This window comes from Candidatus Nanopelagicales bacterium (genome assembly GCA_028687755.1).
GTDB lineage: Bacteria > Actinomycetota > Actinomycetes > S36-B12 > S36-B12 > UBA11398.
The window spans coordinates 1-26,002 of the sequence record JAQTZL010000013.1 but is presented as its reverse complement, the minus strand read 5'-3'; the positions used below and the strand labels follow the sequence as shown (position 1 = coordinate 26,002).

The following is a 26,002-nucleotide window of genomic DNA, read 5'->3' as shown; positions in this document are numbered from 1 at the left end:
TCTGAGTCAAATAGGGTACCATATATACTTACTGTCTAACAACAACAGGAGTATTATGGATGAAAACTATTTCGGGTAACCTCCGAGTCGCCGGTATCTATATCACTGACGGTGATAACGTCTCACTCACAGGTGCGGCAAGATCTTACTGGAAATCTAAAGATGATGTAAAATATCTGCCACTGTTAAAGCTCTTTACGTTTCACAGCAGTTCAGATATTGTTTTTACCACAGGAGAAAACATCGCTGACGACATCACAACACATAACAGCCTGACGTCAAACAAAAGGCCATCACCTGAAGTAATGTTGAAGTCCAGGATAGATGTGAGACCCAATGATCTCACAATCGGGGGTGTTGTCATCGGTCTGAATTTCACCAAGTACAACTTGACAATACAGAGTGATATCGGTATATCTGGCACCTATCGACCTTTGACAAACAGCAGTCTGAAACAATACGACGGCAAGCTCGTTTTGTTCCGTGTGTTTGCATTGCCGACGCCAGACGCCTATCACGCTCTTACCGGTGTCTCGAACTATCTTGAAACACTGATTGAACGTGAACGCGGCAAAACGTCCATTGGGCACGAGCAGCGACTAGAGGTTCTGAGGACCGTTGCAGAGTTCTGGAACACTTCTCCAGGCAACACGCCCAATCACAAGTTCGGACAGTTAAAGGTCTGTCAAATCACTGAGATACCCGAATCCATGCTGATGGATAGAGACAAGCCGGTGGATCTGTATGTTCGCAGCCTGAGACTGGTAGTCACCACCAAGGGTCTGCTGGATATCCCGGATCACGGCGATCTCAGTCGTGCCGGCGCTGACGCTGAACTGGTAGCGGACACTATCCGTGAACATGGCACGGTGTGCTACATCGTGGACAACAAAAACACGATAGGCCACCGCTATTACAGTTTTGCAGGTACAGTGAGGGAAGTACCTCGGAGGCATGATGAAAACGCCATAGACGGCCTGTATATCGTCTCTGCGGACAAGAATCATCAGATCCATACTGACGCCTTTACACCACTTGCAGAGATTGATAACAATCGGTTCATCTTCAAGAGTCGTGAAGAGGCTGAAAGCGGCGCTGACAAACGTGCTCAATTTACGCAGGAAGCAGAGTTGACCAGACTCAATAAACAGGTGCAAGTTGAGGACGCCAAACTTAATGTACTTATGACCAAGAGTGAGGTAGAGGCACTGTTGGCACGTATCCGCGCTGAGAGCGAAGCGGATAAACGCAATAGTGAACGAGAAAAAACCCAACACGAGCAGGAGCTCATTCGGATAAAGGGAGAACACGAGCGCGAGATGGCCGCCCTGAGAACCAGTCAAAAGAGCATGGACTTTGATTTTGACAGGGTTAAGTACATGTATGACGCACGCAGTTTACAGAACAAAGAAAGGTACGAATCAGACAGATACAGTCGTGACAGCACACTTGAAACCCTCAAGACAGCAGGCTCTGTAGCCGGTCTGCTGGCGGCTGGGTTTATTGCGTATCGCAAGTTTTCATAACTGAGTCATGTTTTCCACAGTGGAAACATGATGTGTTTTCTTCAACTAGGAACAGGAGCTACAGTGACAACATTTGGACAATTCGTGGAGCGAATCAGCCCCAAGTTCAATCTCCAGGTTGTGGAGGGTTTGTCGTACCATCGCCTTCTGAAGGCGGTGGAGTACATCGACAAGTTCATCCGCTACTCGGTGTCTCAGAAGACCAACACCCATTTGGAATATCTGGGATACAAGGAGCTGAGCCCCAAGGAAGAGATGGCTTTCTTGTTCAACAAGGCAAGTCGGTCGGTGTACGATATCGCTGAGAACGATATCTACCTGGTGGAGTTCTACGTTCGGTATGGTGGAAGCGACGAGATCAAGGCTTGTCCTTTCTACGTGCCATTTCTGAACAAGGGCAACACCATGCATATGTCTGGCGGTAAGTTCTTGGTGATGCCTACGTTGGCTGACAAGGTGATCTCGATCGGTCGGTTGATCATCTTCATCAACATCGTGACAGCCAAGTACAGCTTTACCCGGACGTATGCCGCGGTCATGGTGAACGACAAGTTTAACCGTATCCCCGTGGTGAACACTGAACTGTACAAGAACCAAGCCAAGAAGCTGGAAGACACGACCAAAGCCCGAACGACGGTCATGCATTACCTGCTGGCCAACTACGGCTACTCTGCCACGATGCAGATGCTGCTGGGGTTTGTGCCGAAGCCGGTTTACGACGCTGACGAGCGCGGATGTGTGGTCATCAAGTCCACAACCAAACCACCGCACGGTTACATCAAGTCGAAGGAGTACCGTCCGACGCACCTGAAGTTCCTGGTACCTGAAGACAAGTACAACGAAACCGTGCTGTACTGCTTAGGGAACGTTTTTTACATCGTGGACAACTTCCCTGAGATCGTCACGATCACAGAGCTGGACAACACTGTGATGTGGAAGCGGCTGCTGGCCGAGATCATTCACTCTGGTAACCACGGGCTGAGTTACTTGAGTGAGAAGATCAACGCTCACTTCAGTGACCTGAATAGCAGCTTTGACACCATCACCATTGGGAAACTGAACGATGTTGGTGTGCAGGCAAACACACTGATGCAGTTGCTGGCAGTTATCTTTCAGAACTTCAACACGTGGATCATGCACTCTGAGTCTCGCAGCTTGTGTCACAACAAGAGCTACGAGGTGGAGTCGTTTGCGCTGGCACCCATCACCAGTCGTATCACCCGAACGGTGTTGGACATCAGCAAAGAAGAGCTTCGCGTCAACGGCGCGAAGCTTGACCCGAAAGCAGTGGACAAAATCCTGAACAAGTACATGAAGGCTCGATCGATCTTCATCCTTCGCAAGGGTTGTCCATTTGTGACGAGTGTGGAGTATGCAGGTGACCACCTGTATCCGAAGCACTCCGCGATGGTGGTTCAGCAGGAGTCTGACTATGTGGATGTTGACAAAGGGGCTAACACCTCTGAGCGACAAACACTGACGGCTTCTGCGGCTACCGTTGGCAGCCTCTTGAACCTGAGCAAGAATAATCCGATTCCTCTACTCAGAATCAACCCGTACGTGAAGGTGGATCCTGTCACAGGAACAATCCTTCCGCACGAGCATCTTGAGGCCATCTTGGAAGAAACTGAAAAGCTCCTGTCCAACACGTCCATGGTGGACTCCGACACTTTGGAAAGGTTGGACAACATCTTCCCTGGTGATGGTGTAACCATCACCGACGACGATCTGGACGCTGACATGTACGAGGACGATGACGTCCCTGATATCCCTGAAATCGACTAAGGAGAAAAAACCATGAGTTACCAAAACCCACACACCGGCTACCCCGCACCTCACGTTCAGCACCAGCAACCACAGCAAGACCCCCGCATGGTGGCCTTTGCTCAGCAGATCACCCAACACTACCTGAACAGTGGGTACGACATGGTGAACGGCACAGATGGTCGCCAGTACTTCCGCAACCTGCAGAGCGGGCAGCTGCTGGATTGTCAGATGGCGATACAGAATGCGGCTATCGCTGCTCAGCAACAACAACGCGCTGTTCCGATGGCTGGACAGTATCCGATGCAACAGGTAGGATATGGGCACCCTGGCCCGACACAGATGCCTGCTTACGGTCTGCCGCCACAAGCACCGCAGACACCTATAGGGACAGCCAACCCCAGCCGGTACGCAAATGGCTCTGTTCAGAATGCCAACCAGCGTCAACCGGAAACATCGCAGCACCCCACCGAAATCGGTGGTCGTTTCGGTGCCCCTCAAACCCGTGCGACGGAAGTCGCACAAACCTCCTCCCAACCAACCGCAGTTAAAAAGGAAACCCCCGTGGCCACTATCCCTGCCTCCAAAGTCTGGACTCGCCGCTCGTGCCGCTCTGGCATCGTGGATGAAGCTCCTTGTGCTACATCTGTTTCTGGCGCCGGCGAGCAATTCGCCAGCGTACTGAAGCGCAAGTCAGCCGAAGAAGGCAACTTGGCCGCTATCGCAGGGACCTCGATCCGGTCACTGTTTGCCGAACTGGACGCCGCAAAAGCGCCCAACATCGCCACCGGACTCCTGGTGAACAAGTACACGTGCAAGAACGAAACGCAGCGTGAGAAAATCCTGGCGATCTTTGACCAGCAAACTGAGCCCAAGGGTCTGTACCGCGCCATGCGTGCTTTGTTCGACGTGGGTCGTACTTCCTCCACACCGACGCCTGTATCTATCCATATCAAGGCTGCCATTCTTGGCCTGGATCGCGGTATCAGTGAGCACGTCAACGACTTTCTCGCCATGATCGTGGACGGCAAAGCCGGTGTCGATAGCTTCATGGACGACTTCAATGGTGTCCTGAAGGTGCTCCGTGACAACACTGAGAACGCTGAAGACGATTTGATCGACTTCTTGAAGGAACTGTTGGAAGAACGCAACTCCAATCGCGTCGCGATGACCGAAGCCAAGCATCCGGCACTGGCTGATACCAACGCGGTGTATACCGTTGACACGGTGTCACTGGTGCAGCTGCCGCTGATGTCTACCGACATCACGACGACGACCGGCGGTTTCACCAGCCCAGAGATGGACACGATCATGTGTGGCATCTTTGCGGCTGCGCCTGGTCGGATTGTCTACCTGCAAACCGCAGAGCAAGACATCTACAAGGTGTACGACATGTCCAGCTCCAAGACAAACAAGTTCTTGGTAAGGGTCTACTCCGAGTAACCTGACATCTCCCTCTGGTAGCCTAAGCTACCAGAGGGAGAGCAGTCTTTTCTTTTGTCAGAAATTGAGCAGGTCGTCACCTGTCGTATCGTCGCCACCAAAGTCGTCCATGTTATCGCCACCGCCTCCGTCTCCGCCGTCGGCACCTGAGTCGGTCGATGTGTCTGGAGAGTCGGCGGTTACGCTTTCGCCGCCCTCGCCTGAAATATTGGCCAAATCTTTAGCGATAGCCTCTTTCACAGCTGAGAGCATTCGGAGGATGATAGAGCCAGTGCGCGCGCTGTCAGTGATGTGTCCAGTCAGAGCCTGGGTCAGAGCTTCCATATCCTCTTTGTTAGAAGATGTGAACGCCAGAGCTTCAGGGAAGTAGTTGTTGTCAGCACACCACCGACGCAGCAGCAGATGAACAAAGTTGTTCTTCAGGCTGTCGATGTGTGCAGAGAAGACGCCCGTCATGTCTTCAGTGAAGATTTCACTGGAGAGCACTGAGTCAAACATCTCGACCAGGCTGGCTTTGTAGAGCTGGTACGACGCAGCCATGTTGGTCAGGTTGGTGTTCTCTGGTTCTGGGAGTTTTACCACGACAGCTTCAGACAGCTTGTCCAGAAACTCTTCGATGAACGCTTCTTTGTTCTTGGTGAACAGAGCTTTCTCATTCTCTTCCAAGGACCCTTCAAAGGCATCAGCTTGATCGTTGATGGCTTTGCGGAGCTTGTCTCGAAGATGCTCGTCGGTATAGACGTACAGACCCACCAGTTTACTCAGAAGCACTGACAGCTTCTTCTGGTAGATCTTGACGCGTTTAGAGAGGATCACGTTGTTGTTGGTACCTGTGGAAGCAAAGTCCGGACCCCAAGCGTTGTCCACCAGTTCAGGAGGTACGCCCATGGCCTTGATCATCTGTTTGCCAAGGTTAGACTCAGTCTCTGTGTCACCCACGTTGTGCTGAAGATTGCTGTTCTCAAACTCCACCCGTGTATCTGGGAGACCTTCCACCGCAGAGAAGTTGAACCGCAGGCCGGCACGTTGCACCCATGCCGTCACATCGTTGTAGTTGTTGTGTCCGAAAGGGATGTCGTTTTTGCGACCCTTCATCACTGCGTCCTGGATAGTCCGCATGGTTTTCTTTTTGTCTGGATCGTTGGGGTCCAGGGTCACGTTGACTGAAGTGACATCGATAGCTGACTTGGCTTCTGACATCACCTTAGAGAACAGCACCACCGCACGCAGACCAGACAGCACAATCAGGTCGTCCATCAAGGACTTGCCGATGCCGTAGTCGTTGTAGTCAAACGCAAAGTAGACCATCATTTCCTTGGGTACCACGACGATGTTGGTACGCTGACCAGCCAGTGCTCGACAGAACATCATGAAGTAGATGTCGTTGGCATCTGTGATCTTGACATCCTTGCCAAAGAGGGAAGACTTGACAGTTTGATACAGCTGACGCTCTAGAACCGTTTTATAGACCCGATAGAGCTGTTCACTGTTGACAGCCTTCTCTCCTGCGATAAGGCCTCTGTGGGCCGTTTGGATGGGGTTAGAGCCGCCTCCTGCTTGTTGGGTGTAGTTACCTGAGAGTTCCGCTGCAAATTGTGTCGGTGAAGACATGTAGTCCAAGGGTCGACCGTTTTCATCGGTCAGGACCAAGTAGACAACGTGCTCTTTCTCGTTGCCAGGGATACCCACTGGGATCACCGAAGCACTGGGGAAAACAGCTGTCATGGGTTTGCCCACACTTTTGCGACGGGCTTCGTCACGGCTTCGGATAACCGACACGTTGCTGGAACCTGGCGTGCGCGTGCGTTGTCGGAACACGTCCAGATACTCAACTGCGCGACCGGCTTCAGTGGCAAACGTACCGTACGAGCTTCGTGCCCTTGACTTGACGATCTTGCTGGTGATTTTGTCCTTGACATCAGGGAAATGGAACAACTTGATGTTGGTGCTGACACGCAGGGACGATGGTCCAAGTGCCAAGGTAAAGAACTTCTTTTCCTGCTCGGACATGTTGGCACATTCGGCAGCGATGTCAAAACCCGTGGCAGGTTCACCCACCAGCTCATCCATCAGCTTGTCCGCTTTCATTTGGAAGGCTTCTGTTGTGATGGCTCCTGTCAGGTCAGAGTTGATCAGTTCGTCCACCGATGCTTCAGGAATCACCGCGATACAGTGCGATCCTGTTTCGTACAGAGCTTCACGGAGGATATCCGAAAGCTTGTCTTCCAGAGCGTACTCTTCAGTGATATATTCGCCGATGGTTGAGATGAGTTTGGCGGACAACGCGGGGGGAAGAGAGACGCTCTTGGCCAAACTGTAGATCAAGCTGACGTCGGTCATCTTCTTCGGTGAAAGAATAGAGCCGACCATGATCTGTATGCACAGCTCGATGTCTGGGAACAGTTGGATGATGTCTTGGTGGTTCCTGCGACGAGCCTGGATACCTCTGGACAGCTCCTCCAACACGCTGCGGTCCAGCATCATCCGGTCTTCAGATTCGATAGGAGCACCAGGTGTCTTGGGGTCTGTCACCAGTTTGGGGATGACGCTGATCGCTGAGCCACCGGACTGGATCACCGTGCGGGCATCGACCACAGCTTGACGGTTCTGACGGAGCAGTTGCACCAGGTCTGTAGGGGAATGAGGGTTCATTGGGCGCTCTCTTGTGTTAGAAAATAATCACTAGATCTAATGTCTCGTCTATTAAGTTTATGTCGAGGGTAGGCTATCGTCTGACCACACCTGCAAAGGAGAAACGCATGGGCACCAATGTCATCGAAAGTGTGTTGGGTAACAACACTTTCTACACCAGAGAGTATCTGGAACAATCTATCGCTCTCATCAAGTCTATCGCCTTCAAATCCAAGGCGGAAGCCTCTGGGTACAACGACCACGTCAAGAAAACGTACCCAGGCTTTGTGGTCTCTGACAACAAAGACGAGTGGCGGTACTACCTGCATCTGTCAGGTCGTTACCACGCGGTTGACCAACCGGTTATGGTCACGTCTGTGGACAACGGCACACAGATAGAAGTCACCAAAGTCAACATGGGTATCCATCGGAAGACACGAACTGAACTTCTGAAGTTCGGTCAACTGTACGACGAGGTGGTCAGTCGTTACCCTGAGCAACAGCTGTACATCAAGACGGTCATCAGTGATTCACCTTACACAGGTGTTGACCAACTATGGAAACTTCCGGACTTCACGATCATTTGCCACAACTCCGCTCTGGTAGAAGAGAACGAGATCGATCTGATGCTGGAACTTCAACAGCGCATCGACAACTACAAGAGCATCTGGCTGATCCAGTTCTATGCCGCTGGATACACATTGTTCCTGGCCAGCCAATACCACATCTTCTACAACTTCCTGCTGACCAGTTTGCTGGCCATCCGGCTGGAGAACACACAGACGGTGAGGGCGCACAGCTACCACATCCGGCTGTTCCTGGCAAGTCATCACAAGCTGGACGACCATTTGCTGTTCCTGACCAAGAAACAACAGCTGTTTCTGTACAGGAACATGCTCTACCTGAACAACCACTCTGGTCACAACAGCACCTTCCAGAAGCTGATCGACGTCCTGTTCACAGACAGAAACATCAGCGTCACCAACTACCAGTATCGACAAAGAAACTCGGTGAATGCAGATGGACACATCGAGTACCTGTTCGACAGAAAGCTGCTGAACAGTCGACCGATGCTCCACGAGAACGCGCCGATTGACCTGCTGGCTTTAGGTGAAAAAGAAAGACCTCTGGTGGATGGTAATGAAAAAGCCTACACCTACAGATACGATCAGATCAACGATCAAAACAGACGGTCACTGTTTTCCAAGCTTCTTACCAAGGATCTGGAAACAGTTCTGGTGGACGAGACCGACAGTGTCAAGTACAAGCTGATCGACACCTTGGTAGACTACTGGGCTTACCTGAACAAGACCAACATGGTTGCCTTCTTGGTGGACGTGACAGACCCTGTGACCAACGTCACCAAACGTCTGAACACCAAGGATTTGTTCAAGCTGTATTCTGTCAGCTTACACATGCAGCAAGGTATCTCTCTGTCAGAGTTTCCAAGCTACAGGATCAAGCGTGTCTTCAATCCTGTCAAACCCACGACAGAGCAGTTAACGGGTTTCTTCTACAAGCAGACTTTTGATCAGCTGGACTACATCGAGGAGATTCGTGAAGCGATTCCGATGTACAGCAACCTCTTGACAAGTTACCAGTTTGCTGACTTTGTGTCCAGGGTTTACCGTTTGAACATCGGACTCTGGCACATGCTCACCAACTTCGGTGACATGGACACGAACGGACAGATGACCATGACTGTGGACAACTTCCACATCACAGACGTGTACACCTTCGACGATGAGAGTGTCGACGACTTCTTCAGAAGGACCGGAGTAACAGATGTCAGGACGTATGACAACCAGACACTGACCGGCTATCTGTTCAACATCCTTGACAACGTGTTTGATCAGAAGCTCAGTTACTTGAACCGTCTGAAAAGACTTCAGGGTGCTTTGACGGATGTCTTCTCCAAGTTCAACAGCTACACTGTTCAGCTACTGAACAACTACTACAGCGACAGCCCTATCCTGACAGGTCTGGAACACACTCGGTACAGTATCGAGTCACAAGCGGCTTTTGACCTGTCTGACGCTGAAACCATTTTGCCGTCACTCTCGATAGAGGTAGACTCTCAGGGTACCCGCGAAGACGTGGTAAATCTGGCGTTGTCAACAGACTTGACCTCAGCCACAGAGGGTGTGATACAGATCGACCTGATCGCTATCGCTGATGCGTCTGTAGGCTCTATCTACGAGATCGAAGCAGGGTTGCCTCTGCCTGAGATCGAGATCGATGACCAGAGCCACAAGTCAGAATCTACTGCTGAGCTGAACATCGAATCCAAGGTGCTGGAAGTCACCAGCCAGACCTACAGTGACAACGATGTGTTGTTAGAAGTTGGTGTATCTGTCGAGACAGAAGCCGCTTCAGAAAGTACCACTATCGTGAACTTCAACGTGGGTTTTACCCTTGAAGAATCTCTCCCCCCACCCCAGGAATTGTCTGAAGAGCATTTCCTGTTTCTTGCCATGAACCTCTAGGAGCCTATACATGGAAACCGTGACCCCTACCGGCTATGCCGGTTACCTGCAAACCTGCATGCTGCTGCGCAAGCCGTTTGTGGTGCTGCCCAACTCTACACTGAACCAGAAGTTTGGTGTACACGCAGACCAAGTGCCTTCCACCAACGAGTACCCCTATCTGGGTTACCTGGGTATCGGTAACAAGGGCGCCAGCTACGAAATCGCTCCTGGTGGTTTCCAGCTGACATCTCCGGTGCCACATCTCCCTCGTCACAGCTCTTTGTACAGCATGATCCCGTTTGTGGCCCGCCATGTGGACGATGACATCCCCGCCATCGAACGCAGTCGCTACCGCATGCGTGTCATCACCCCCATCGGCGGTGAGAACTACGTCGTGTACTACTTGCGTGTTCTGGACATGGCCAGCGTGACACCGAGCCTGGTGATCCGCAACGTGGCCTCCGATGTCATCACTGACGACATCTTCTCACCGACTTCTTCTGATCTGTCTCCAACACACCCGATCATCAGCAACCCCAATCTGAACACCCCAGACGGTGACTACCTGGTGACGACGGCCAAAAGCACCTTCACGCTGAATCAAGCTGACATCGTCAACATCCGTGAAGCTTGCCAGCTGATCTACGGTGATCCGCGCTACGCCAACATCACCGAGGTGGCACTCTGCACGGGTATCGACAAACCTTTGACCGGCAGCTTTGGTGGGACCACTTCTACCTACACTGAAGTCATCGCGGCTCAGGTGGCAGCTTTCGTTCACCAGAGTCACAACCTGACCGAAACCAGCACCGAAGTCAGGCTGACCGTCAACGTCGGCAACGTTGCTCCTCTTCGCACTTAACGCATCATCTATCTTCAGGTCCAGGCTAATCCCTGGACCTGAAGATAGTTTGAATGACCTACTGTGAGGATTGAAATGCTTTTATCCATTGACCCAGGAGTGAATAACTGCGGACTTGCAGTCTCACGACCCTTTAACGTGTTTGAAGTCCTGGAGACTCAGAACGTTAAAAACGCTCGAAAGTTCACGGACAGTGAGAAAGAAGTGGAGAAGTTCTACAGCGCACGTGTGGTCAAAGTGGCTCACATTCTGGCGGCTGTAGAGGACACCCTGACAAGGTATCCTGACATCGAACACGTTGCCATCGAAACACCTTTCTACAACGCTCTGACACCGCAGGTCTATGGGTCGTTGCTTGAGGTGATCTCTGCCATCAGGTACAACGTTCTCATTCCCAAGGGACTGAAGATCCGAATGATCGAACCTCTTCTGGTGAAGAAGATGTTCATCCATGCCAAGATGACAAAAGGCATGACCAAGAAAGATGTCATGAAGCAATTTCTTCTGGAGAAGCTTCAAACCGGGGTGATCACTTACCCTGGAGATCCAGAAACCCTTACCGAACATGAAGTCGATGCCATCGCTATCGGCTTCGTTTCCCACCTGTTTTCACTTTCAGAGGCTGCTGCATCATGATCGCTTTACCTGCTCTCTTTGCTGGCTTGAAATCTAAACTGTTCTCTGGTATCAGTGTCTTCATCGGTATCCTGGCTATCTTCATAGCCACCATCGTTCTGTTCAATTCAGACACCATTCTGACCAAGCTGGGCTTTGAAACCAAGACTGCCTTGAAGGGTCAAGCTGTCACCGCCAAGAAAGACTTGGAGGCTGTGCTCATGGCGAACGCAGACATCCAAGAGACACTTCATGTCCAGGACACTGTACAGGAAGCTGTGGTGGAGGTCTTAGAGGCCAAACAAAAGGATAACGCCAGGACCACGGTAACGGTTACTAAGTCCAAGGAGTCTGTCCAGAAGAAAGTCCAGCCCACGATCGACAAGATCGTTAAAGACAACCCGCCTCAGTCTGCAACCATCACCGTCAACCGCGTGGACGCCGATCAGGTCACCGAAGACATCATGGTTTCTCTTGATGAGCTTCACAGTGAACTGTTTTCCAACTATCCCAAAACCTGACAAGGAACTCTCATGAACCCGTTTCACTATCACGTCCGTTTTGTCCTGGCTCTTGTCTTCTGCCTTGTACTGCTCGTGCTACAAGGTTGCGCCACCACACAACCTGAGCAGAAGGTGGTCTACAAGACCAAAACTGTCTACCTGGCTATCCCCGCCAGTTTCACTGAACCCATCATTCCGTCTAAGCCTAGGGCTCCATCTGAGGTGAAGGCGCTCTCGCTCCCTGAGCGTGAACTCTATCTATCCACCTTGGTGAAAGACAGTTGGCGAGATCTGGACACTTGTAACAAGAATCTGATCTCTATCAGGAAACTCCAAGGTACCACCAAGGAAGCCATCGATGAAGCTCAATCCAAGAGTAAGTGAGCTGTTTCAGTTGATCGGGTCTGAGTCTGTCAAGTTGGCCAACTCTCCTTGCAAGAGTTACAGCTACAACAGACGACTGATGAAGATCTTTATGGAGCAGCTGACCGACGAAGAACGCATCTACGTCATCACGGCGATGTTTGAGATGGCTCACTACCGTTCGGTCATGACCGATGAAAACCACATACAGCGACTGCAGGACGGCAAACACAAGACCATCTTCCTGGTGTTCTTGTTGAGCTGTGTCTTCACTGTTGTGGTCGGTATGGTGTTCAAGACCAACGATGACCTGAACGGCATCACCGCGATCATCGGCAATCTGTTTCGCATGTTTTCATTGGGAGGCTAAATGGCCAAGGTTTCTGCTAACTACGCTTTGGCCAACTCAGCTGGCTACAAGTTCGACATCGTGAAGATGGGTCATCACAACTACGACCAACTGGCCTTCTACTACAAGGATGACTTCCCTGACGTAGAGGTCACTCGACCTGATGCGCTGGTGGACATGGGTCGTGTCCATGAGACTTGTTTGGTCTCTGTGAACGGCTATGTGCACAGCACAGTCTGGTCTGACAATCGCTTCTACATTCCGTTTGGTACACGGTCTATGCTGCGGTCTCGTCAGAACAGCGTGGGTATCGTCTCTCTGGCTGGGTTGTCTGACACCATCACCAAACATCCTATCACCTCAGCCATGGTGTTTGAGGACGTGGGTTTCTCTCCCTACGAGCGTGTCCTGATCACGATGCCTGTGGCTATCGAAAAGCCGATCTTGATCATGGCTGGTTACATCGTCATGGAGAACCCTGAGTACTTCTTCCGTATCTCCGACACGACCTTTGTACTGCGATTGGATCGTCTACACTACGTGGAGAAGTTGTACGAACTGACCACACAGCGTGACATCTTCAGAGATCTGGAAGTTCCGGTTTCTGATCACAACCCTACCGTGGTGGATGGCGCATTGATCAGATCTCTGGGCGTCATCCGGAAGTTCTTGTCCACACACAACAGCTTCATGGTGGATCTGCACACAAACGGTATCCAGACACAGAAAGTCTACACCCAGCACACAACCGTGCCAGGAACCTTCAGAACAGGCGTCAGGCCTGTGATGCCACTGTTTGTGGGGTACGGTAAGCTGTGTGAGTACAAACGTGTTCACGACGCCGATGGTCGGCACACGGTGTCTGTACAAGACCCTACGTACAGCAACCACCTCTTTACGCAAGCCAACATCAAGGCCACTGAGGTCTTCAACGACCACAGAAAGCCTGGTGATCGACTGAGACTTTCGTCAGCTTTCTTTCTAGACATCTACAAAGAAACATGATCTCTACCACCGGCTGTGAGGCCGGTGGTAGAGAAGCTTACGCGTAACGGAGCGCGCTGACAACACAGTGCTTGACTTCAAGCCTGCGGGGAATGCTGTACAGACCAAGTTTGATCTTGATCGCTGAGGGAAGGCTGTCGAGAAGGATGTTGAGGATGGTGCTTCGGTGTTTCAAGAAGGACTCTTTGTCACAGATGGCCTGAGCGAGAGTGCATTTGTGTCCATCGAACTCTAACGGGGTACTGAGCACGTCAGCTGTCCAGTACCAGCTGAATGTTTGCTGAGGTAGCAGAAAGATGTCGTCAGACAACTTGATCTTCAAGAGCTCTCCGATCTTGTTGGCAAGCTGTTGATTGCCGCTGACATCAAGTTCTCGCAACTTGAGTATCAGCGAGACGAGTGACAGACTGACGAACACGTTCGTCACCTTGACTGGCAAGATGAAGAAGAGCGCCACTGTCAGCTGCTTTCGTAAACGATTTCTCATTTTCCGAATATCGAAGCTGCATGGAGAAGGCATAGTTTTGTTGCTCAGGTTAGAGGTTAAGGACTTTGAAATTCGACCCAACAAAGATCGTTTTTGTATGGCATGTCATCTCCTATCGGTAGTTGCTGCCACTTCATTATCAAGAGATTTATGACCATTAGCATCTGGGTAGAAATGACTTCCATATATACTCACTGTCATACCGTCTGGCAAAGACTATTGCCCGGATACTGGGGGAGTTTTTTACTCTGCCGTATCATGACCTGGCTGCATGCGCGGCTTGTCTTATTTCAACCAACCAAGGAAATTACCATGGAAACCAAAACCATCTTCACCGGCACCGCTGTCAGCAAGAACCGCGATCTGGCCGACAAAATCAAGGCCAACCTGAAAACCGAAGGCACTGCTCAGATCGTGGAAGAAAAGCCACGCGAAGCCTACGAAGGCAACCTGCCCGACGGTATCACTATGGACACCGTCAAGGCCGTGGGCAGCTACAACAACGAGTTTGTGAACGCTGCTCGCTTGGCCGTCGCCGAAGTGGCTGCCGACATGTTCACCAAGGACAAGGAACTGACCACGGTGCAGTCCAAACTGGGCTACTACCAAAGCCGTGACAGTGTTCAGATCCGCGCTGAGCGCTCCAAGGTGTCGCGTGTTCCTACCGCCATGGAACCTGGCGCCGAGCGTGTGGAAACCACACGCTACATGGCCCTGACCACGGTGTTGGATCACTACGGTACCAGCGGCGCGACTCTGCGTGCCGAGATCTCCGAACAAGCCGCCAACCTGTTCGGCAAATAAGCGGTAGTTTCTTCTTAGAAGAGACACTGCTGCGGTTCAGTTCGCTGGGAAGGTGGACAATGTCAACTGCTGCGTAGCCTTGACATTGTTCGTCAGACCCAGGCATTTTGTGTCACAGTTAAAACAACTGTGTTCACTCAGACTATCGGTTCTTGCATGGTCTAGGACACTGTACTGTTTGCGTCACAGCAGCGAGTGTTTACGATCTTGTATCTCTTTTTCTCAAGGAACACCATGGCTCAAAACGGAAACCGCCAACGGCACGAATCTCGAAAAAATACGGTTAGCTTGTCCGATGCAGGCGATCAGCTTCGCGAAGCCTTTTACACCAAGGACGGTGAAGGTCATCTGAATGTCAACCGCTCAGGTGAAACAGAATTTGGTCGCTTGCTGGCCATCGACTGGCGGGGTAATTTCTCTATCCCTAACCTGGGGTCGTTCACGTCCCCACGCGCTTTTGTCTGTTGGCTGTATTGGCACGATGATGAGTACCGTCACACCCCACCTCCGGGCATTGTTCGCGGGATGGACACGACGGACTATCACATGCTGCTGGCGTTCGCCAAGTATTACCATCTCCTCCGGTCTCGGAACATGGTGCACCAACACTTCAAGGCCGTGAAGAAGATTCCGTGGACTTCATACAGCACGGCGGAAGGCGGGTTCTATCGGGAATACCACCGTTGGACAGAATACCCGAACATCGTGCGCGGTTTCTGTGAGCGTATCACTAAGTATGAGACATCGCTGGAGCAAGTGTTTGCTCCACAGGTGTTGGAAGCTTTGAACGAGTACCTTTGCTTTAAGGCTGAGCACATGGGTTTGGATTTTGTGCCCTACGAAGAGCTGGTGAAGCGGGTTAACACGAAACCCCCTCACGAGCGTACCTCTATCGTGGGTGTGTCAGACATCATCGCTCCTCGACCCCCACGGTCTCAGCGTCAAAAAGGTCGCCGGCCTAAACCGGAAGAGAAAGTCAAGTCGGCTCCTACGGAGCCGGTTTACACCTCTGCCGCAGATCTTGTCGAACCTCTGGCAGAAGCGTTGCCGGAAGACAAGCAAACTGTCTCGGCTGTCGTCGAGCCAGAAACTTCTGAAGCGGCCGAACCGGCCGTCTTGGAAGAGCCCATGTCCGAAGCCCAGTGACCCTGGGTTCTTTATCTCTCTCTCTCAAAATCAAGGAAACTCATCATGACCAAAAAAGTCGCTCTCTGTGTCATCGGCGGACTGGCCGCCCTCGCCACCGCATTCCAACAAAAGTCCACTGTCGAGGTGGCGTTCATCGATCGTGACATCTGCGAGAAGTCGGAATTCGGTTTCATGCAGCTGTTGCCGTACGTCACGATCCAGAGCTTCATCGCCGAAAACGGTAACATGGCGTTCATTCGCTATCGCCGTCCCAGCAAGGGGGAAGGTGAAGCTCGCTTGCGGGGTGCCGGAAGCATCGGGTTCGGTGGGCACATCGACTCTGTCGATGACATGCCAGCCTCGGTGGTGGCCAGTGGCGTCACACGCTCCATCGAACACGCCGGTGAAGTGGTGGTTTACACCATGTCCTTGGAGGAGTACGCTCAGACCCTCCAAAACTGCGCCTACCGTGAGGTGCACGAAGAAACCGGTCTGGATATGGACTACCTGAAAATGATCCCGCTGAAGTCCGGCGGGATCCTCCGTGAAAATGAAGACGACATCGACGACGTGGGCAAGGTGCACATCTGCGCACACATGGCCTTTGAACCGCCCCCAGCGCTTTTCCATGAAGTCTTTGGCAAAGTCAAGGAATCGGCCAACGTTCTGGAGATTCTGGAGCCTGAAGTCCTGAACATCAACCTGAACGACGCCATCATGGGCTTCGACATCTGGACAGCACTGGACGCCGTTGACGATGAACTCTCCGGCGAAAAGTACCAATTTGAATCTTGGTCAAAGCTGGTCGTGTCGGCTGTCGCCGTCAGTTTTGTCAATGCGTTCACCAACAACCTGACCATCACCGACCTGCTGCGCCTGCTGGTAGACAAGGTGGTCGAACAAGGTCGTCAGGTTCAAGAAACCCTGGCAGCTGAAGCAAAAGCCAACGTTGACCAAGCCGTCGAGAAATTGGGCGAGTTGACCACGCCACAAGCTGCCAACGATGTTTCCGTCGAGCAACCCCAAGGCTAAGGCCTGATGAACTGACACAGAGAGGAGCTCCGGCTCCTCTCTGTGTCTTTTCTTTTTTGTCAGAAGCTCTGAAGCTGTGTCAAGGTGTTCGCTGCGTCACCTAACAAGTTTCTTGCCCAAGTGGCGGGAGGGAAGTTGTTCACTGTGGCTGAAGCTACCGCTGCTGGGTCTGGATCGATCAGAGTCTTGAACTTGATCATCCTCTCAGCGAGCTTTAAACGGGCCATAGGGACGCGATTGACCAACGTGTATACATCCACTGCTGCAACAGTGTTTAAGTAGTTAATGAAGGGTGTGTCAGAAAAGTTGGTACTTGCCACAGACAGAGCCTGCGTCAAAGCTCCACTGGCTGTGACATCCACAGCAACGATCTCGTCCAAGTTAGCGATCTCGAACTCGATGTCGATCGCGTTGGCGTGACCAGCTCTGGTAAAGCTCAGGTTGGAAGTACCCCGTGTAATGCTCAGATTCCTGATCATGCCTAGACCGATGTTCACGCGACCTCTGTCGTACGACTGACAGAAGAACGGCGAAAGGTAACTGGATGCGCCTGTGGATCTTGGTAAGGCACCAGCTGCCAGCATAGAGAAAGGAAGGTACAGACTGAAGAGCTGTGAGTACGGGTTGCCGTAAGGAGAGACCAGCTTCATTTTGTACGAAGCGGACGGGAGGTTGGCTGAGCTTTGTTCCCAGATCTTAGGCATCGTGATGTTGACGCCGTAAGCCAGAGCAAGAAGTGGGTTGGCAAGATTGGCGGTAGCTGACGCTAGCGCTGTGGCGGCTGTATCACCCATCAGCTTCAATGCATCATCTAAGCCTGGCACCATACCTGAAGCTTGGGTGATCATCGTGCCGATCGCACCTGTCTTGGCCGACAGTGAGTTGAAGGTGGCTTCGATGGGGTTAGACCCAAACGAGGAGGAGAAGGACTCGCCGACGGATCCCGTGTGCTCTACGTTGAAGACTGCAAAGGCGGCACCCTCTGTCAACTCTGCCAGAGCGTACTCACCAAGCTTGTCCCACTTGTCTTTCATGGCAGGATTTTGAGCGTTGGCGCTTACGGTAGCGTCGGGATCCGCCACTGGGTTGTTGGGATCGATGTCCATGGTCAGCATGTTGCCATTCTGATCCCGATAGAGATCGTCGTAGCCCACCACAGACGTGGGTGTCTGTTTGTTCTGATCCAGACCCTCTACTTGTTCACCACCCATGAGCTTCTCGTGAGCATAGAGAAACAGTTTCTCAGAGATAGTCTGCTGCCGACCACTGGTGGATGCGCTCGCCACAGTGCTGTTGACAGTGACACTTCCCTGAATGTTGTCAGTGACTGTGGCTGAATCGATGCTGGCGGTGTTTCTGTCGGCGTTCAGATGGTCGACTTTGATTTTGTTATAGGCTGCTTGGAACCTCAGAGCGATAGCAAACACACTGATGCGACCTGTCTCTGGGTTCACGATGTCTTGCAGGCCCACCGCTGACAGGTTGCGAATAAAGTCTGCAGAGATCGTCGGTGGGTTACCGACTGTGGCGTTGTACTTGTAAGTGAAGTCTGGCAGGATGTGGGGAAGCATCGTGCGTCTGGCAACCAGCGTGTTCAAGATAGATTCTACTGTAGCCCAGTAGGTGTACATGGTGGGTCTGACTGAATAGAACCTGGAGTTGGTGACCAAGACGTCCAGAGCAGCCATGGCCAAGTTCAGCACAGGCGCTGCTGCAAACGAGAAGAAGGTGCTGACCACCCTGACAGCTTGTAGAAAGGTCTGCGTCATGACACCACGGCCGTGCAAGACGGTCTTGTGGATGTCGAAAGCTTTGTAGATCCAGAAGGGCAACGGCATGTACTGTGGTACACCGAACCGCATGAAGATGCGTTGCTGGTTGTCGTCGATAGCTCTGGAGTAGTAGCCACCCATACCCAGACCGCTGGCGTGGTACTGTGACCCTACCACGATGTCGGGTCGACCTGATACGCGACCCTTAGAACGGATATCGCAGTACCGTGTGAACTGTGGCTTAGGGTTCACCCCTAAGCTCATGCCGGGTGCCGTGCATGAGAACTTGTCGTCAGCTGACGTGCGGTATCGTTGCTTCTTGATCCACGACGCGTAGGTGTTGCTGGATGACAGGTCTTTGTCGCTGATGATGAACGTGGTCTTCATCCAGTCGTCGTCGAAGACTTTGTCAGCGCCAGCCGCTGTTGTTCTTGGGGCTGGAAAGTTCAGCTGCACGGGTTGGTAGCCTTGCAATCTGGGCTCAGGTACATTGGTAGCTGTTGGGTTTGTGGCTTGCTGGAGTTCGGTGGGTGATTGGGTTGCCATGTCTGATGACTCCGTGTAAAAAAGGTGATCACAGCATCGATACGCTGAGCTTTCTCTGTTAAGCTTTTAAAACGCTCTGTGAGCTGTTTTTAAGCTAACTGATAGCAGTGCTTATCTGATCGAATTAAACGGCTGTAAAGCTGTTTAAACGTGTTTTAGAGCTATCTACAAACTGTACGCAGATCTCTGGTAGGACATCCTACCAGAGATCTGTAAGTCAGGTGCGCAAACAGTTGCCAGTGATCGAGACGATGTTGTTGCGTCTCACCAGGAAGTAGCCGGTCTTGACAGTCAAGCAGTGCACTGTGCCGCTGTAGTCTTCCTCAGTGCGTTTGATCAGATGTCCTGGCACGTAGCTGCCGTGTGGGTTGACATGCGGATAAAGAAGCTGAGCTTCTTCGTGCATCAGCTCTTCTGGGATGATCAAGCGACCAGCAACTGGAAAGCCGTTGAAGGTGTTGTAGTTCACCATGTAAGCCATGGCACAGTCTTCAAACTTGTGTGTCACTTGACGTGTCACCACAGGCATGCGATGCATCGGTGTCACCATTTGATCTACTCGAAGATCCAGGCTGGTGAAGTGAAGCATCTTGCCTACGTGATCTTTGCAGATCACAGCAGATGGCCTGTCAAAGGACAAGCGTCCAGTGGCTGATGTCCACTGGGCTACAAAGTCGCTCAGTTGAACTTCACCGATAGCTTTCCAGCCATCGTCGGTCAACACCTCATGATCAGGTGTCATGCATTCAGAAACAGTAGACAGCATAGAAAGCTCCAAACAAACGGAAACATAGGTCGTAAGATACATCAGTACAGTAAAATTCTACCGTGTGTACAGAGAGCGTCTAGCTCTCTGTTAACCACTGTACACCGAGAGATTCGTGGTGTTGACTGTTTACAGTGAGTATTTTTTTACAATAAATAACTAATAAGTTGATTTATTTATTTATTAAGTTTTTTCACAATGACATAAATGTTTTGGTAGTAGGAGGACACAGTAGTGTCAGCTACGAAGTAGCTCTGGCGACGAGCGGAGCGAGTCGAGTGTAGAACACTCGACTCCACAGCGAGTCCAGGCTTGAGTGTTCGTTAGAACACGAGAGCCGTGGGTGTGAATATACATGCATTCGTTTTTAGTAGGACAGCAAACGGTTTCTAGAGTGGAAGAGAAGAAGCGGTCAGACCTGCTCGAAAGGGCAGGTCTGACTTGGCTTTTTATACACAGTGAAGATGCTCTGAAATCTTTGTCTCTAGAAAGGACTCCCATGACTGGTAAGAAGCAGCTGACGATCGAACAGATGGTTGCAAGACTTAAACTCCCTGTTATCTTGAAGGCCACTGTACACGGACAAGATCTTGACCTGAAGGTGAGTGATTTGGCCGAACATCCATACTTTCAGTCAAACGACCACGTCAAGTACAACTTGGTGATCGTTAGCGCTAATCAGTGTCATCGCGCTGAAGAGGTCTATCAGTGGGACAGCGGGAACCTTGTGTTCAAGTTGTGGTTCATGTACACCTGTGATCTCCCTACCCAGGATAGCTTGATGCGGTTCTGGTGCTCTGGGCATCCGATCGACACTGTTCAGGCTGTGTCTGAGAGCATCTTCCCTGACGATCCACTCTTTGTTAAAACAGCTTCTAACGCTGTAAAAAGCAGTCACGCTACCAAGAGTCATCGAACCATCATTTAAGATCCTAGAAGGCCGTTTAAGGCCTTCTAGGAGTACTTATCAATCGTAATGTTCAGTCATGAAAGACAACACGCTGTTCAACACGTCTGCAGAGTTAGAGAAGATGACTTTGCGCTCATCGTTGAAGTAGTAAGACTTGGAGTCCAGCACCGCTCTGGTTTCTTCCATGGCTTCTTCAGAGAGGAGACCCACGCAGCTGAGTGTGTCTCCGTCCATGTCTGCGCCAAGAAGACTCATGTGTGACTGGTGAACCGACATGCCGTTCAGGAAGTCCACACCGCGCAGAGGGAAGGTGGGTAGCATGCGTTCTGTGGGTTGCCAATTGTCATCCAGTTCGGTGACCTTCTGGTACTTGGCTGTGGTTCTGACCTTCATGTAAGCAGGGAAGATACCACCATAGCCGTTGATAGGATACCGGGTAAGCAGACACGGTGTCTTGTCGCTCATGTCTGCTACGCTCAGGTACAGCAGCTCTGAGTAGGTAATCTGTGAGACATGGTCCTTGTTCAGGTGAGAAGGGAAGGTGTTCATGTCCTGGAAGACCTTGACATGCTTACCGTCGTTGTAGATCAGAGCCAAGGCGTATTTGCCCTTACCAACCAGAACAGGAAGATGTCGGGTATCCAGGTTACCGAAGTTGGCGATGACCGACTCTAAGCCATCTGGGGTCATCCAGAGGTCATAGTCCTTCTGGATAGATGCACTGATGACGTCTTCTCTCTGAAGTGTTTTCAGATTGACCAAACTGCTGTAGTTGTTGTTCTCCGAGAAGACACGTCCAGAGATGTAACGGTTGCGGATCTCGTAGAGTGACAGAGGTGCAGCTGCTCTCAGAAACTGATACAGCCCGATACCAGCCTGATTAGACAACAGCCGGTTTTTGTCCTGCATGTCATCGACAGTGTCCACAGGAGCGATCAACACGTTCCGTGTGGAGTTGAAAGTCTTTCTTCCAAGCCACTTGGCCAGAACAAGTTTGTTCTTACCGTCGAACAAGTCTTGGAACTGGTTGTACAGATCCACCAACGCCTTCTGGATGTTGTGCAGTACCGCATCGTAGACCGATGGGTTCTTGCTGGCGATGATGGGATCGATCAGCTGAGACTGAGCCAACAGCCTTCGGTAGTACGTGTTGATCTCATCTTCCTCAGGTTTGCCATTCTGGTTCACGACGTAGTCTCGTCGACCACTGGGCATGACCAGGAGGTATCTGAGCATGTAGGTTTTGGTCTTGGCAGATCTTTCGACCAAAGCGATGTTGAACGCGCGCTTGTCAGACTTGGTCCTGGGAAACTGGATCTCCTCGAAGTGCTCCATGAAGAAGCTGTACCCCGTAGAAGCTCCTTCCTCGTTGCTCAGCACAAAGTTCCTGGTCTTCTTGTCCCAGATAGCGGTCTTAGAACCTTCCAGGACAGCCTTGTAGACAGACCCCAGTGAGATCACGGCTTTGTACACCGCAGGGTGCAGCATCTCGTACTTCAGGTCGATATACCCAAAGACACTGTTGCGGCTCTCTGAGCCCACAGCACCGAAGATCTGCACAGAGAACAATCCGTCCTGATGGAAGTTGCTCCCTTGTCCGAAGATCTGCAACTCTTTTATCTGCCCGAACTTAGGCAACTCTTCCTTGTGTATGACCAGCAGGTCAAAGTTAACAGGCATTTTCATGGGGTGTTCCTTATAGATCAAAAAATCCACACCTGATCTAACTTTGGTCAGATGTATAAAACCTGTCATCAACTTAAAAAGGTACGCAATGTCAGAAACCAACAACCCACAGCAACCTACGGAAGCACCATGACAAAACTTACGTTCTGCTCACTCCGCGAAGTGCTTGAAGATGCCAAGGCTTTTGCCGGCACTCTCTGTCCACCAGAGGTGTCCTATATTAGCCCTACATTCGTCCTGTATGTCCCTCTGGACAGCTTTGACAAAGCCAGCCAAGCACTCACTGACATCAAAGCCGGTATTGAGTCAGGAGACATCGACCCGTCTAATCTTTCCATGTCTGACCTCGTTCGTCAACTCAGCGGCAATCCACTGCACAACGTACCTCGATACAGAACCTATATCACCGAACCACCGGGTGATTACGATATTGCTCAGGTGGTATCTGAAATTCCTCACACTGCCTATAGGGTAGAGTTTGGATTTGGTAACAAAGTGTCGGGCGGTTTTATCCGTCGATACAGTCGAACTGGTGAAAACACCTGGACAATCAACCGAGTGACAGAAGAGCTCTGTCCGTCTGACTACTTTCCTCTCCCTACTTGACAACTCAAGATCACACCAGACAGCCTTCTGTGGCTGTCTGGTGGTCTTCATTCATCTTTTCTTTTTGCATGTCTCTAGAGCTCTCTAATGCTCTCTAAACACCACTCACATCTCTGCTCTTTACTCTTGTTTCATTTTCTCTTTATATTCTTATATATAAAACAACAGTACCGGGGGCACCCCGGGCAGAGATAGCCTGGTGGTATAGTTCACTTTATTAGGAATGTGGAAAAAAATCCACAAGAGCAAAACTCGGTATCGATAATTCTTACCACAACAGAGGCGATTTTTTGATCTATCAATACAGGAGTCCATCATGGCTACCAAGAAATCAGGAAAAGAATCAGAAGAGTTCGACATGGGGATGGACTTTGACGACATGGGAGATTTCGATGACATGTCGTTTGACGATGAGGACAGCTTAGGCTCATCAGACAGAAAGCCATCCACATCCACAGTTGCCAAAGAGCTGGGCATGACAGCAGGTGAAGGCTTCCTAGAGGAGCTGGTCACCAAGTCTGCCAAGAACGTTCTCCCTGAGGAGTACGAAGCAGGCTACTACGAAGCCATGGATCTTGCCAACTACGGCAAAGAAGTCTTCGACACCAACAAAGCCAAGCTGACCAAGTCTACCTACAGACTTGGTAAGGAAGTGGCCAAAGCCCTTCCCTTCAAGATCAAGATGCTTGATGACTTCCTGGAAGACAAGGCATCAGAGTTTGAGCAGATGAAGCAGCAGTCTGAGGAGCAGATGCGGAACTCCGCTATCTCTTCAGATCTGGCTTCTATCTTCGACAAACAGATCGAAGTCCAGAAAGCTATCTCAGCTCAAGAGTCGGCTGAGGGTGAAGTCGAGAAGAAAGAACGCATCGTTCAGTCTCAGATGTCCATGGACGTGATGTCGAACATCGACAGGAACACCTCCAGGTACACAGAGTTCACAGTCCAGATCGCTAAGGAGTACTACAGAAAGTCTCTGGAGCTTCAGTACAAGTCTTACTTTGTCCAAGCTGACACTCTGAAGAACATCAAGGATCACTTCAAGGCTTTCAGCATCCAGTTCACCAACATCGAGAAAAACACAGCTCTTCCTGAGTTTGTGAAGCTTCAGAAGACAGAGAGTCTGCAGCAGCTGATCAGAGATCAAGCCACACAGCGTGTCTACGATCAGATGTTCACCAACTCCAAGTTCATGGACACCTTCAAGAAGAAGGCAGCCAGCTATGTGGGTCAGAAGGTAGGTGCCGTCACAGACTCCATGGACACCTTCACCGATATCCTGGGTCAGATGAACTCAGCAGGTGAGATGGGTGGACCCAGTGGTCTGATGATGGGTGTGGACGCTGTAGCCGGTATGGGTGGTGGTCTTCTGGGTGAATACGCAGCTGACAAGATCCCGCAGGACTTGCGGGACAAGATCAAAGGCAACAAGACCATCAAGACAGGCGGCAACATCCTGAGTATGCTGGTCAACTCACCGTCCACCCTTCTGAAAACAGCGCAGCAGATGGTGACACGGAAGAACCGAGAGTTTGAGACCGATGACACCATGTCAGGTCAGCTGGGTCGAGGTATCACCGGTGGACTGGCTGATCTGCTGGGCTCAGTCAACCCTGACAAACCCAACTTGGAACTGAAGACAGAGAACTACCTGTCCCACAACCAGCCGGCCATCTTCGATAAGAAGGTTCACAGGTCACTCACTGAGGTGATACCTCTGTACCTGGCCAGACTGCTGGCGCGCGCTACTGACCTGAACGCCATGTACAGAACCGTCAATCCGGCGGTTGCCAACTACGAAGACTCCGAGCCACTGCTGTACGATTACGAGAAGCGTGGCCTAGATACACGTGAAAGAATCCAGTCTAACCTGGAGGCCAGCATCTTCAAAGGCGCGTCAGCCAAAGACAAAGCCAAAAGCAGCAGCAAAGAGATCTTGGCAAAGATCTCTTCTACAGTGTCGTCTGATAGGACAAGAAACAAGCCTGAAGTCAAAGCGCTGAACAAACTGCTTGGGTCCAAGAGTGCTGAAGAGGCCATGGCCAAGTACATCGAGAAGGCCAGAGAGATCCACGGGGACAAGCTGGACTACGACAAACTGATGAACACCGAAGATGAGCAGAACAAATTGCTGATCAATGATATCAAAGGTCTGAGACCCTTGTTGGACGAGATTAAGAAAGCCAACATTGATACCAAGGCCATGTCTCAGATCTCTGGACGGATGAAGGACTCGAACAGGAAGTACCCCATCGAGGCTGTGAAAGAAATGTTTGCAGGTGCATCCAGGATAGCAAAGTCACAACCCTTGAATCTGATCAAAGACGAAACCGCTGAGATAATCTCAGAAATCTTCTCTCGCTTTGTTTACAGAACAGGACAGTCATTTAGCTTTGAAGGACTGATGACTGGTAGAGATTGGTCTATCCCAGAAAAGTACGAGTCCAATCAGACCGTTCTCGACGCATTCAGTGTCCTTTCTGCCGACCTGAAGAAGATCGACAGAGCTGGGGACACAGAGTCGATTTGGGCCATGAACGCTTTGATCGCGATCACATACAAAAGCGTCACCTCTGGACAGAACACAGATCCATCGGTCTTCCAAACCGTTAAAGACCTGTACCCGGAGATCGTGACACAGAAAGAAGTCAGTATCGAAAACTTGCTTGAAGCCAAGATCGGTGACTTTTCCAACACGCGCTACATGGCGATCTCCGATATTCGTGAACTGACACG

At 51.1% G+C, this 26,002-nt stretch carries 21 protein-coding genes; 16 read left to right on the top strand and 5 right to left on the bottom strand.

Going from position 1 to position 26,002, the window contains the following annotated elements:
* Positions 1 to 59 precede the first annotated feature (59 nt).
* The 3 genes from PHN51_11650 to PHN51_11640 all read left to right on the top strand — a co-directional run bounded on the left by PHN51_11650 (position 60) and on the right by PHN51_11640 (position 4,733).
* Positions 60 to 1,526, top strand: coding sequence for a hypothetical protein (locus PHN51_11650; GenBank protein ID MDD2819432.1), 1,467 nt, complete (start codon positions 60 to 62; stop codon positions 1,524 to 1,526).
* A 63-nt stretch (positions 1,527 to 1,589) separates the two neighbouring features.
* A complete protein-coding gene (locus PHN51_11645; GenBank protein ID MDD2819431.1) occupies positions 1,590 to 3,311 on the top strand; it encodes a hypothetical protein in 1,722 nt (573 codons plus the stop codon).
* Positions 3,312 to 3,323: 12 nt separating this feature from the next.
* Entirely contained in the window at positions 3,324 to 4,733 is a 1,410-nt protein-coding gene (locus PHN51_11640) for a hypothetical protein (GenBank protein ID MDD2819430.1), read from the top strand.
* Positions 4,734 to 4,790: 57 nt separating this feature from the next.
* Here the strand turns inward: PHN51_11640 and PHN51_11635 are convergent, their stop codons facing one another.
* Positions 4,791 to 7,385, bottom strand: a complete 2,595-nt coding sequence (locus tag PHN51_11635) for a hypothetical protein (protein ID MDD2819429.1) — start codon at positions 7,383 to 7,385, stop codon at positions 4,791 to 4,793.
* Between the two features lie 107 nt (positions 7,386 to 7,492).
* Here PHN51_11635 and PHN51_11630 point away from each other — a divergent pair, with 107 nt between their 5' ends.
* The 7 genes from PHN51_11630 (at position 7,493) to PHN51_11600 (ending at position 13,529) form a co-directional block, all read left to right on the top strand.
* Entirely contained in the window at positions 7,493 to 9,850 is a 2,358-nt protein-coding gene (locus PHN51_11630; protein ID MDD2819428.1) for a hypothetical protein, read from the top strand.
* A gap of 10 nt (positions 9,851 to 9,860) precedes the next feature.
* Positions 9,861 to 10,694: a hypothetical protein gene (locus tag PHN51_11625; GenBank protein ID MDD2819427.1), complete on the top strand. Its 834-nt coding sequence runs from the start codon at positions 9,861 to 9,863 to the stop codon at positions 10,692 to 10,694.
* Positions 10,695 to 10,832: 138 nt separating this feature from the next.
* Complete coding sequence (locus PHN51_11620) at positions 10,833 to 11,330, top strand: hypothetical protein (protein MDD2819426.1); 498 nt, start codon at positions 10,833 to 10,835, stop codon at positions 11,328 to 11,330.
* A complete protein-coding gene (locus tag PHN51_11615) occupies positions 11,327 to 11,830 on the top strand; it encodes a hypothetical protein (GenBank protein MDD2819425.1) in 504 nt (167 codons plus the stop codon). Before PHN51_11620 ends, PHN51_11615 begins: the two co-directional genes overlap by 4 nt.
* A 12-nt stretch (positions 11,831 to 11,842) precedes the next feature.
* Positions 11,843 to 12,196: a hypothetical protein gene (locus PHN51_11610; protein ID MDD2819424.1), complete on the top strand. Its 354-nt coding sequence runs from the start codon at positions 11,843 to 11,845 to the stop codon at positions 12,194 to 12,196.
* Positions 12,171 to 12,545 (top strand): hypothetical protein, encoded by a 375-nt coding sequence (locus PHN51_11605; GenBank protein MDD2819423.1) that lies wholly within the window; start codon positions 12,171 to 12,173, stop codon positions 12,543 to 12,545. The genes PHN51_11610 and PHN51_11605 overlap by 26 nt, the downstream gene beginning before the upstream one ends.
* Positions 12,546 to 13,529: a hypothetical protein gene (locus PHN51_11600; GenBank protein ID MDD2819422.1), complete on the top strand. Its 984-nt coding sequence runs from the start codon at positions 12,546 to 12,548 to the stop codon at positions 13,527 to 13,529.
* Between the two features lie 37 nt (positions 13,530 to 13,566).
* On the opposite strand, the gene PHN51_11595 is transcribed toward PHN51_11600, so the two are convergent.
* A complete protein-coding gene (locus PHN51_11595) occupies positions 13,567 to 14,016 on the bottom strand; it encodes a hypothetical protein (GenBank protein ID MDD2819421.1) in 450 nt (149 codons plus the stop codon).
* 258 nt (positions 14,017 to 14,274) lie between these two features.
* Between PHN51_11595 and PHN51_11590 the strand changes: the two genes are divergently transcribed.
* From PHN51_11590 to PHN51_11580, 3 genes are all read left to right on the top strand, one after another.
* Positions 14,275 to 14,820, top strand: a complete 546-nt coding sequence (locus PHN51_11590; GenBank protein MDD2819420.1) for a hypothetical protein — start codon at positions 14,275 to 14,277, stop codon at positions 14,818 to 14,820.
* A 234-nt stretch (positions 14,821 to 15,054) separates the two neighbouring features.
* Positions 15,055 to 15,966, top strand: coding sequence for a hypothetical protein (locus PHN51_11585; protein ID MDD2819419.1), 912 nt, complete (start codon positions 15,055 to 15,057; stop codon positions 15,964 to 15,966).
* A gap of 45 nt (positions 15,967 to 16,011) precedes the next feature.
* Entirely contained in the window at positions 16,012 to 16,980 is a 969-nt protein-coding gene (locus PHN51_11580; protein ID MDD2819418.1) for a hypothetical protein, read from the top strand.
* Positions 16,981 to 17,039: 59 nt separating this feature from the next.
* On the opposite strand, the gene PHN51_11575 is transcribed toward PHN51_11580, so the two are convergent.
* A complete protein-coding gene (locus tag PHN51_11575) occupies positions 17,040 to 19,298 on the bottom strand; it encodes a hypothetical protein (GenBank protein MDD2819417.1) in 2,259 nt (752 codons plus the stop codon).
* A gap of 217 nt (positions 19,299 to 19,515) precedes the next feature.
* Entirely contained in the window at positions 19,516 to 20,064 is a 549-nt protein-coding gene (locus PHN51_11570) for a hypothetical protein (protein ID MDD2819416.1), read from the bottom strand.
* A 499-nt stretch (positions 20,065 to 20,563) separates the two neighbouring features.
* On the opposite strand from PHN51_11570, the gene PHN51_11565 reads away from it, so the two are divergent.
* Complete coding sequence (locus PHN51_11565; GenBank protein MDD2819415.1) at positions 20,564 to 20,992, top strand: hypothetical protein; 429 nt, start codon at positions 20,564 to 20,566, stop codon at positions 20,990 to 20,992.
* A 39-nt stretch (positions 20,993 to 21,031) separates the two neighbouring features.
* Here the strand turns inward: PHN51_11565 and PHN51_11560 are convergent, their stop codons facing one another.
* Entirely contained in the window at positions 21,032 to 22,690 is a 1,659-nt protein-coding gene (locus tag PHN51_11560; GenBank protein MDD2819414.1) for a hypothetical protein, read from the bottom strand.
* A 21-nt stretch (positions 22,691 to 22,711) separates the two neighbouring features.
* Between PHN51_11560 and PHN51_11555 the strand changes: the two genes are divergently transcribed.
* The gene (locus PHN51_11555) at positions 22,712 to 23,266 is read left to right on the top strand and encodes a hypothetical protein (GenBank protein MDD2819413.1); all 555 of its coding nucleotides are present in this window, start codon (positions 22,712 to 22,714) and stop codon (positions 23,264 to 23,266) included.
* 316 nt (positions 23,267 to 23,582) lie between these two features.
* Positions 23,583 to 26,002, top strand: a 2,420-nt coding sequence (locus PHN51_11550; protein ID MDD2819412.1) for a hypothetical protein, incomplete at its 3' end; no start/stop codon positions are given.

Excerpts from the sequence above, each read along its gene's own strand:
- PHN51_11650 (MDD2819432.1), top strand. The coding sequence starts at position 60 with ATGAAAACTATTTCGGGTAACCTCCGAGTCGCCGGTATCTATATCACT.
- PHN51_11640 (MDD2819430.1), top strand. The coding sequence starts at position 3,324 with ATGAGTTACCAAAACCCACACACCGGCTACCCCGCACCTCACGTTCAG.
- PHN51_11635 (MDD2819429.1), bottom strand. The coding sequence starts at position 7,385 with ATGAACCCTCATTCCCCTACAGACCTGGTGCAACTGCTCCGTCAGAAC.
- PHN51_11630 (MDD2819428.1), top strand. The coding sequence starts at position 7,493 with ATGGGCACCAATGTCATCGAAAGTGTGTTGGGTAACAACACTTTCTAC.
- PHN51_11625 (MDD2819427.1), top strand. The coding sequence starts at position 9,861 with ATGGAAACCGTGACCCCTACCGGCTATGCCGGTTACCTGCAAACCTGC.
- PHN51_11615 (MDD2819425.1), top strand. The coding sequence starts at position 11,327 with ATGATCGCTTTACCTGCTCTCTTTGCTGGCTTGAAATCTAAACTGTTC.
- PHN51_11610 (MDD2819424.1), top strand. The coding sequence starts at position 11,843 with ATGAACCCGTTTCACTATCACGTCCGTTTTGTCCTGGCTCTTGTCTTC.
- PHN51_11605 (MDD2819423.1), top strand. The coding sequence starts at position 12,171 with ATGAAGCTCAATCCAAGAGTAAGTGAGCTGTTTCAGTTGATCGGGTCT.
- PHN51_11600 (MDD2819422.1), top strand. The coding sequence starts at position 12,546 with ATGGCCAAGGTTTCTGCTAACTACGCTTTGGCCAACTCAGCTGGCTAC.
- PHN51_11595 (MDD2819421.1), bottom strand. The coding sequence starts at position 14,016 with ATGAGAAATCGTTTACGAAAGCAGCTGACAGTGGCGCTCTTCTTCATC.
- PHN51_11590 (MDD2819420.1), top strand. The coding sequence starts at position 14,275 with ATGACCTGGCTGCATGCGCGGCTTGTCTTATTTCAACCAACCAAGGAA.
- PHN51_11585 (MDD2819419.1), top strand. The coding sequence starts at position 15,055 with ATGGCTCAAAACGGAAACCGCCAACGGCACGAATCTCGAAAAAATACG.
- PHN51_11580 (MDD2819418.1), top strand. The coding sequence starts at position 16,012 with ATGACCAAAAAAGTCGCTCTCTGTGTCATCGGCGGACTGGCCGCCCTC.
- PHN51_11575 (MDD2819417.1), bottom strand. The coding sequence starts at position 19,298 with ATGGCAACCCAATCACCCACCGAACTCCAGCAAGCCACAAACCCAACA.
- PHN51_11570 (MDD2819416.1), bottom strand. The coding sequence starts at position 20,064 with ATGCTGTCTACTGTTTCTGAATGCATGACACCTGATCATGAGGTGTTG.
- PHN51_11565 (MDD2819415.1), top strand. The coding sequence starts at position 20,564 with ATGACTGGTAAGAAGCAGCTGACGATCGAACAGATGGTTGCAAGACTT.
- PHN51_11555 (MDD2819413.1), top strand. The coding sequence starts at position 22,712 with ATGTATAAAACCTGTCATCAACTTAAAAAGGTACGCAATGTCAGAAAC.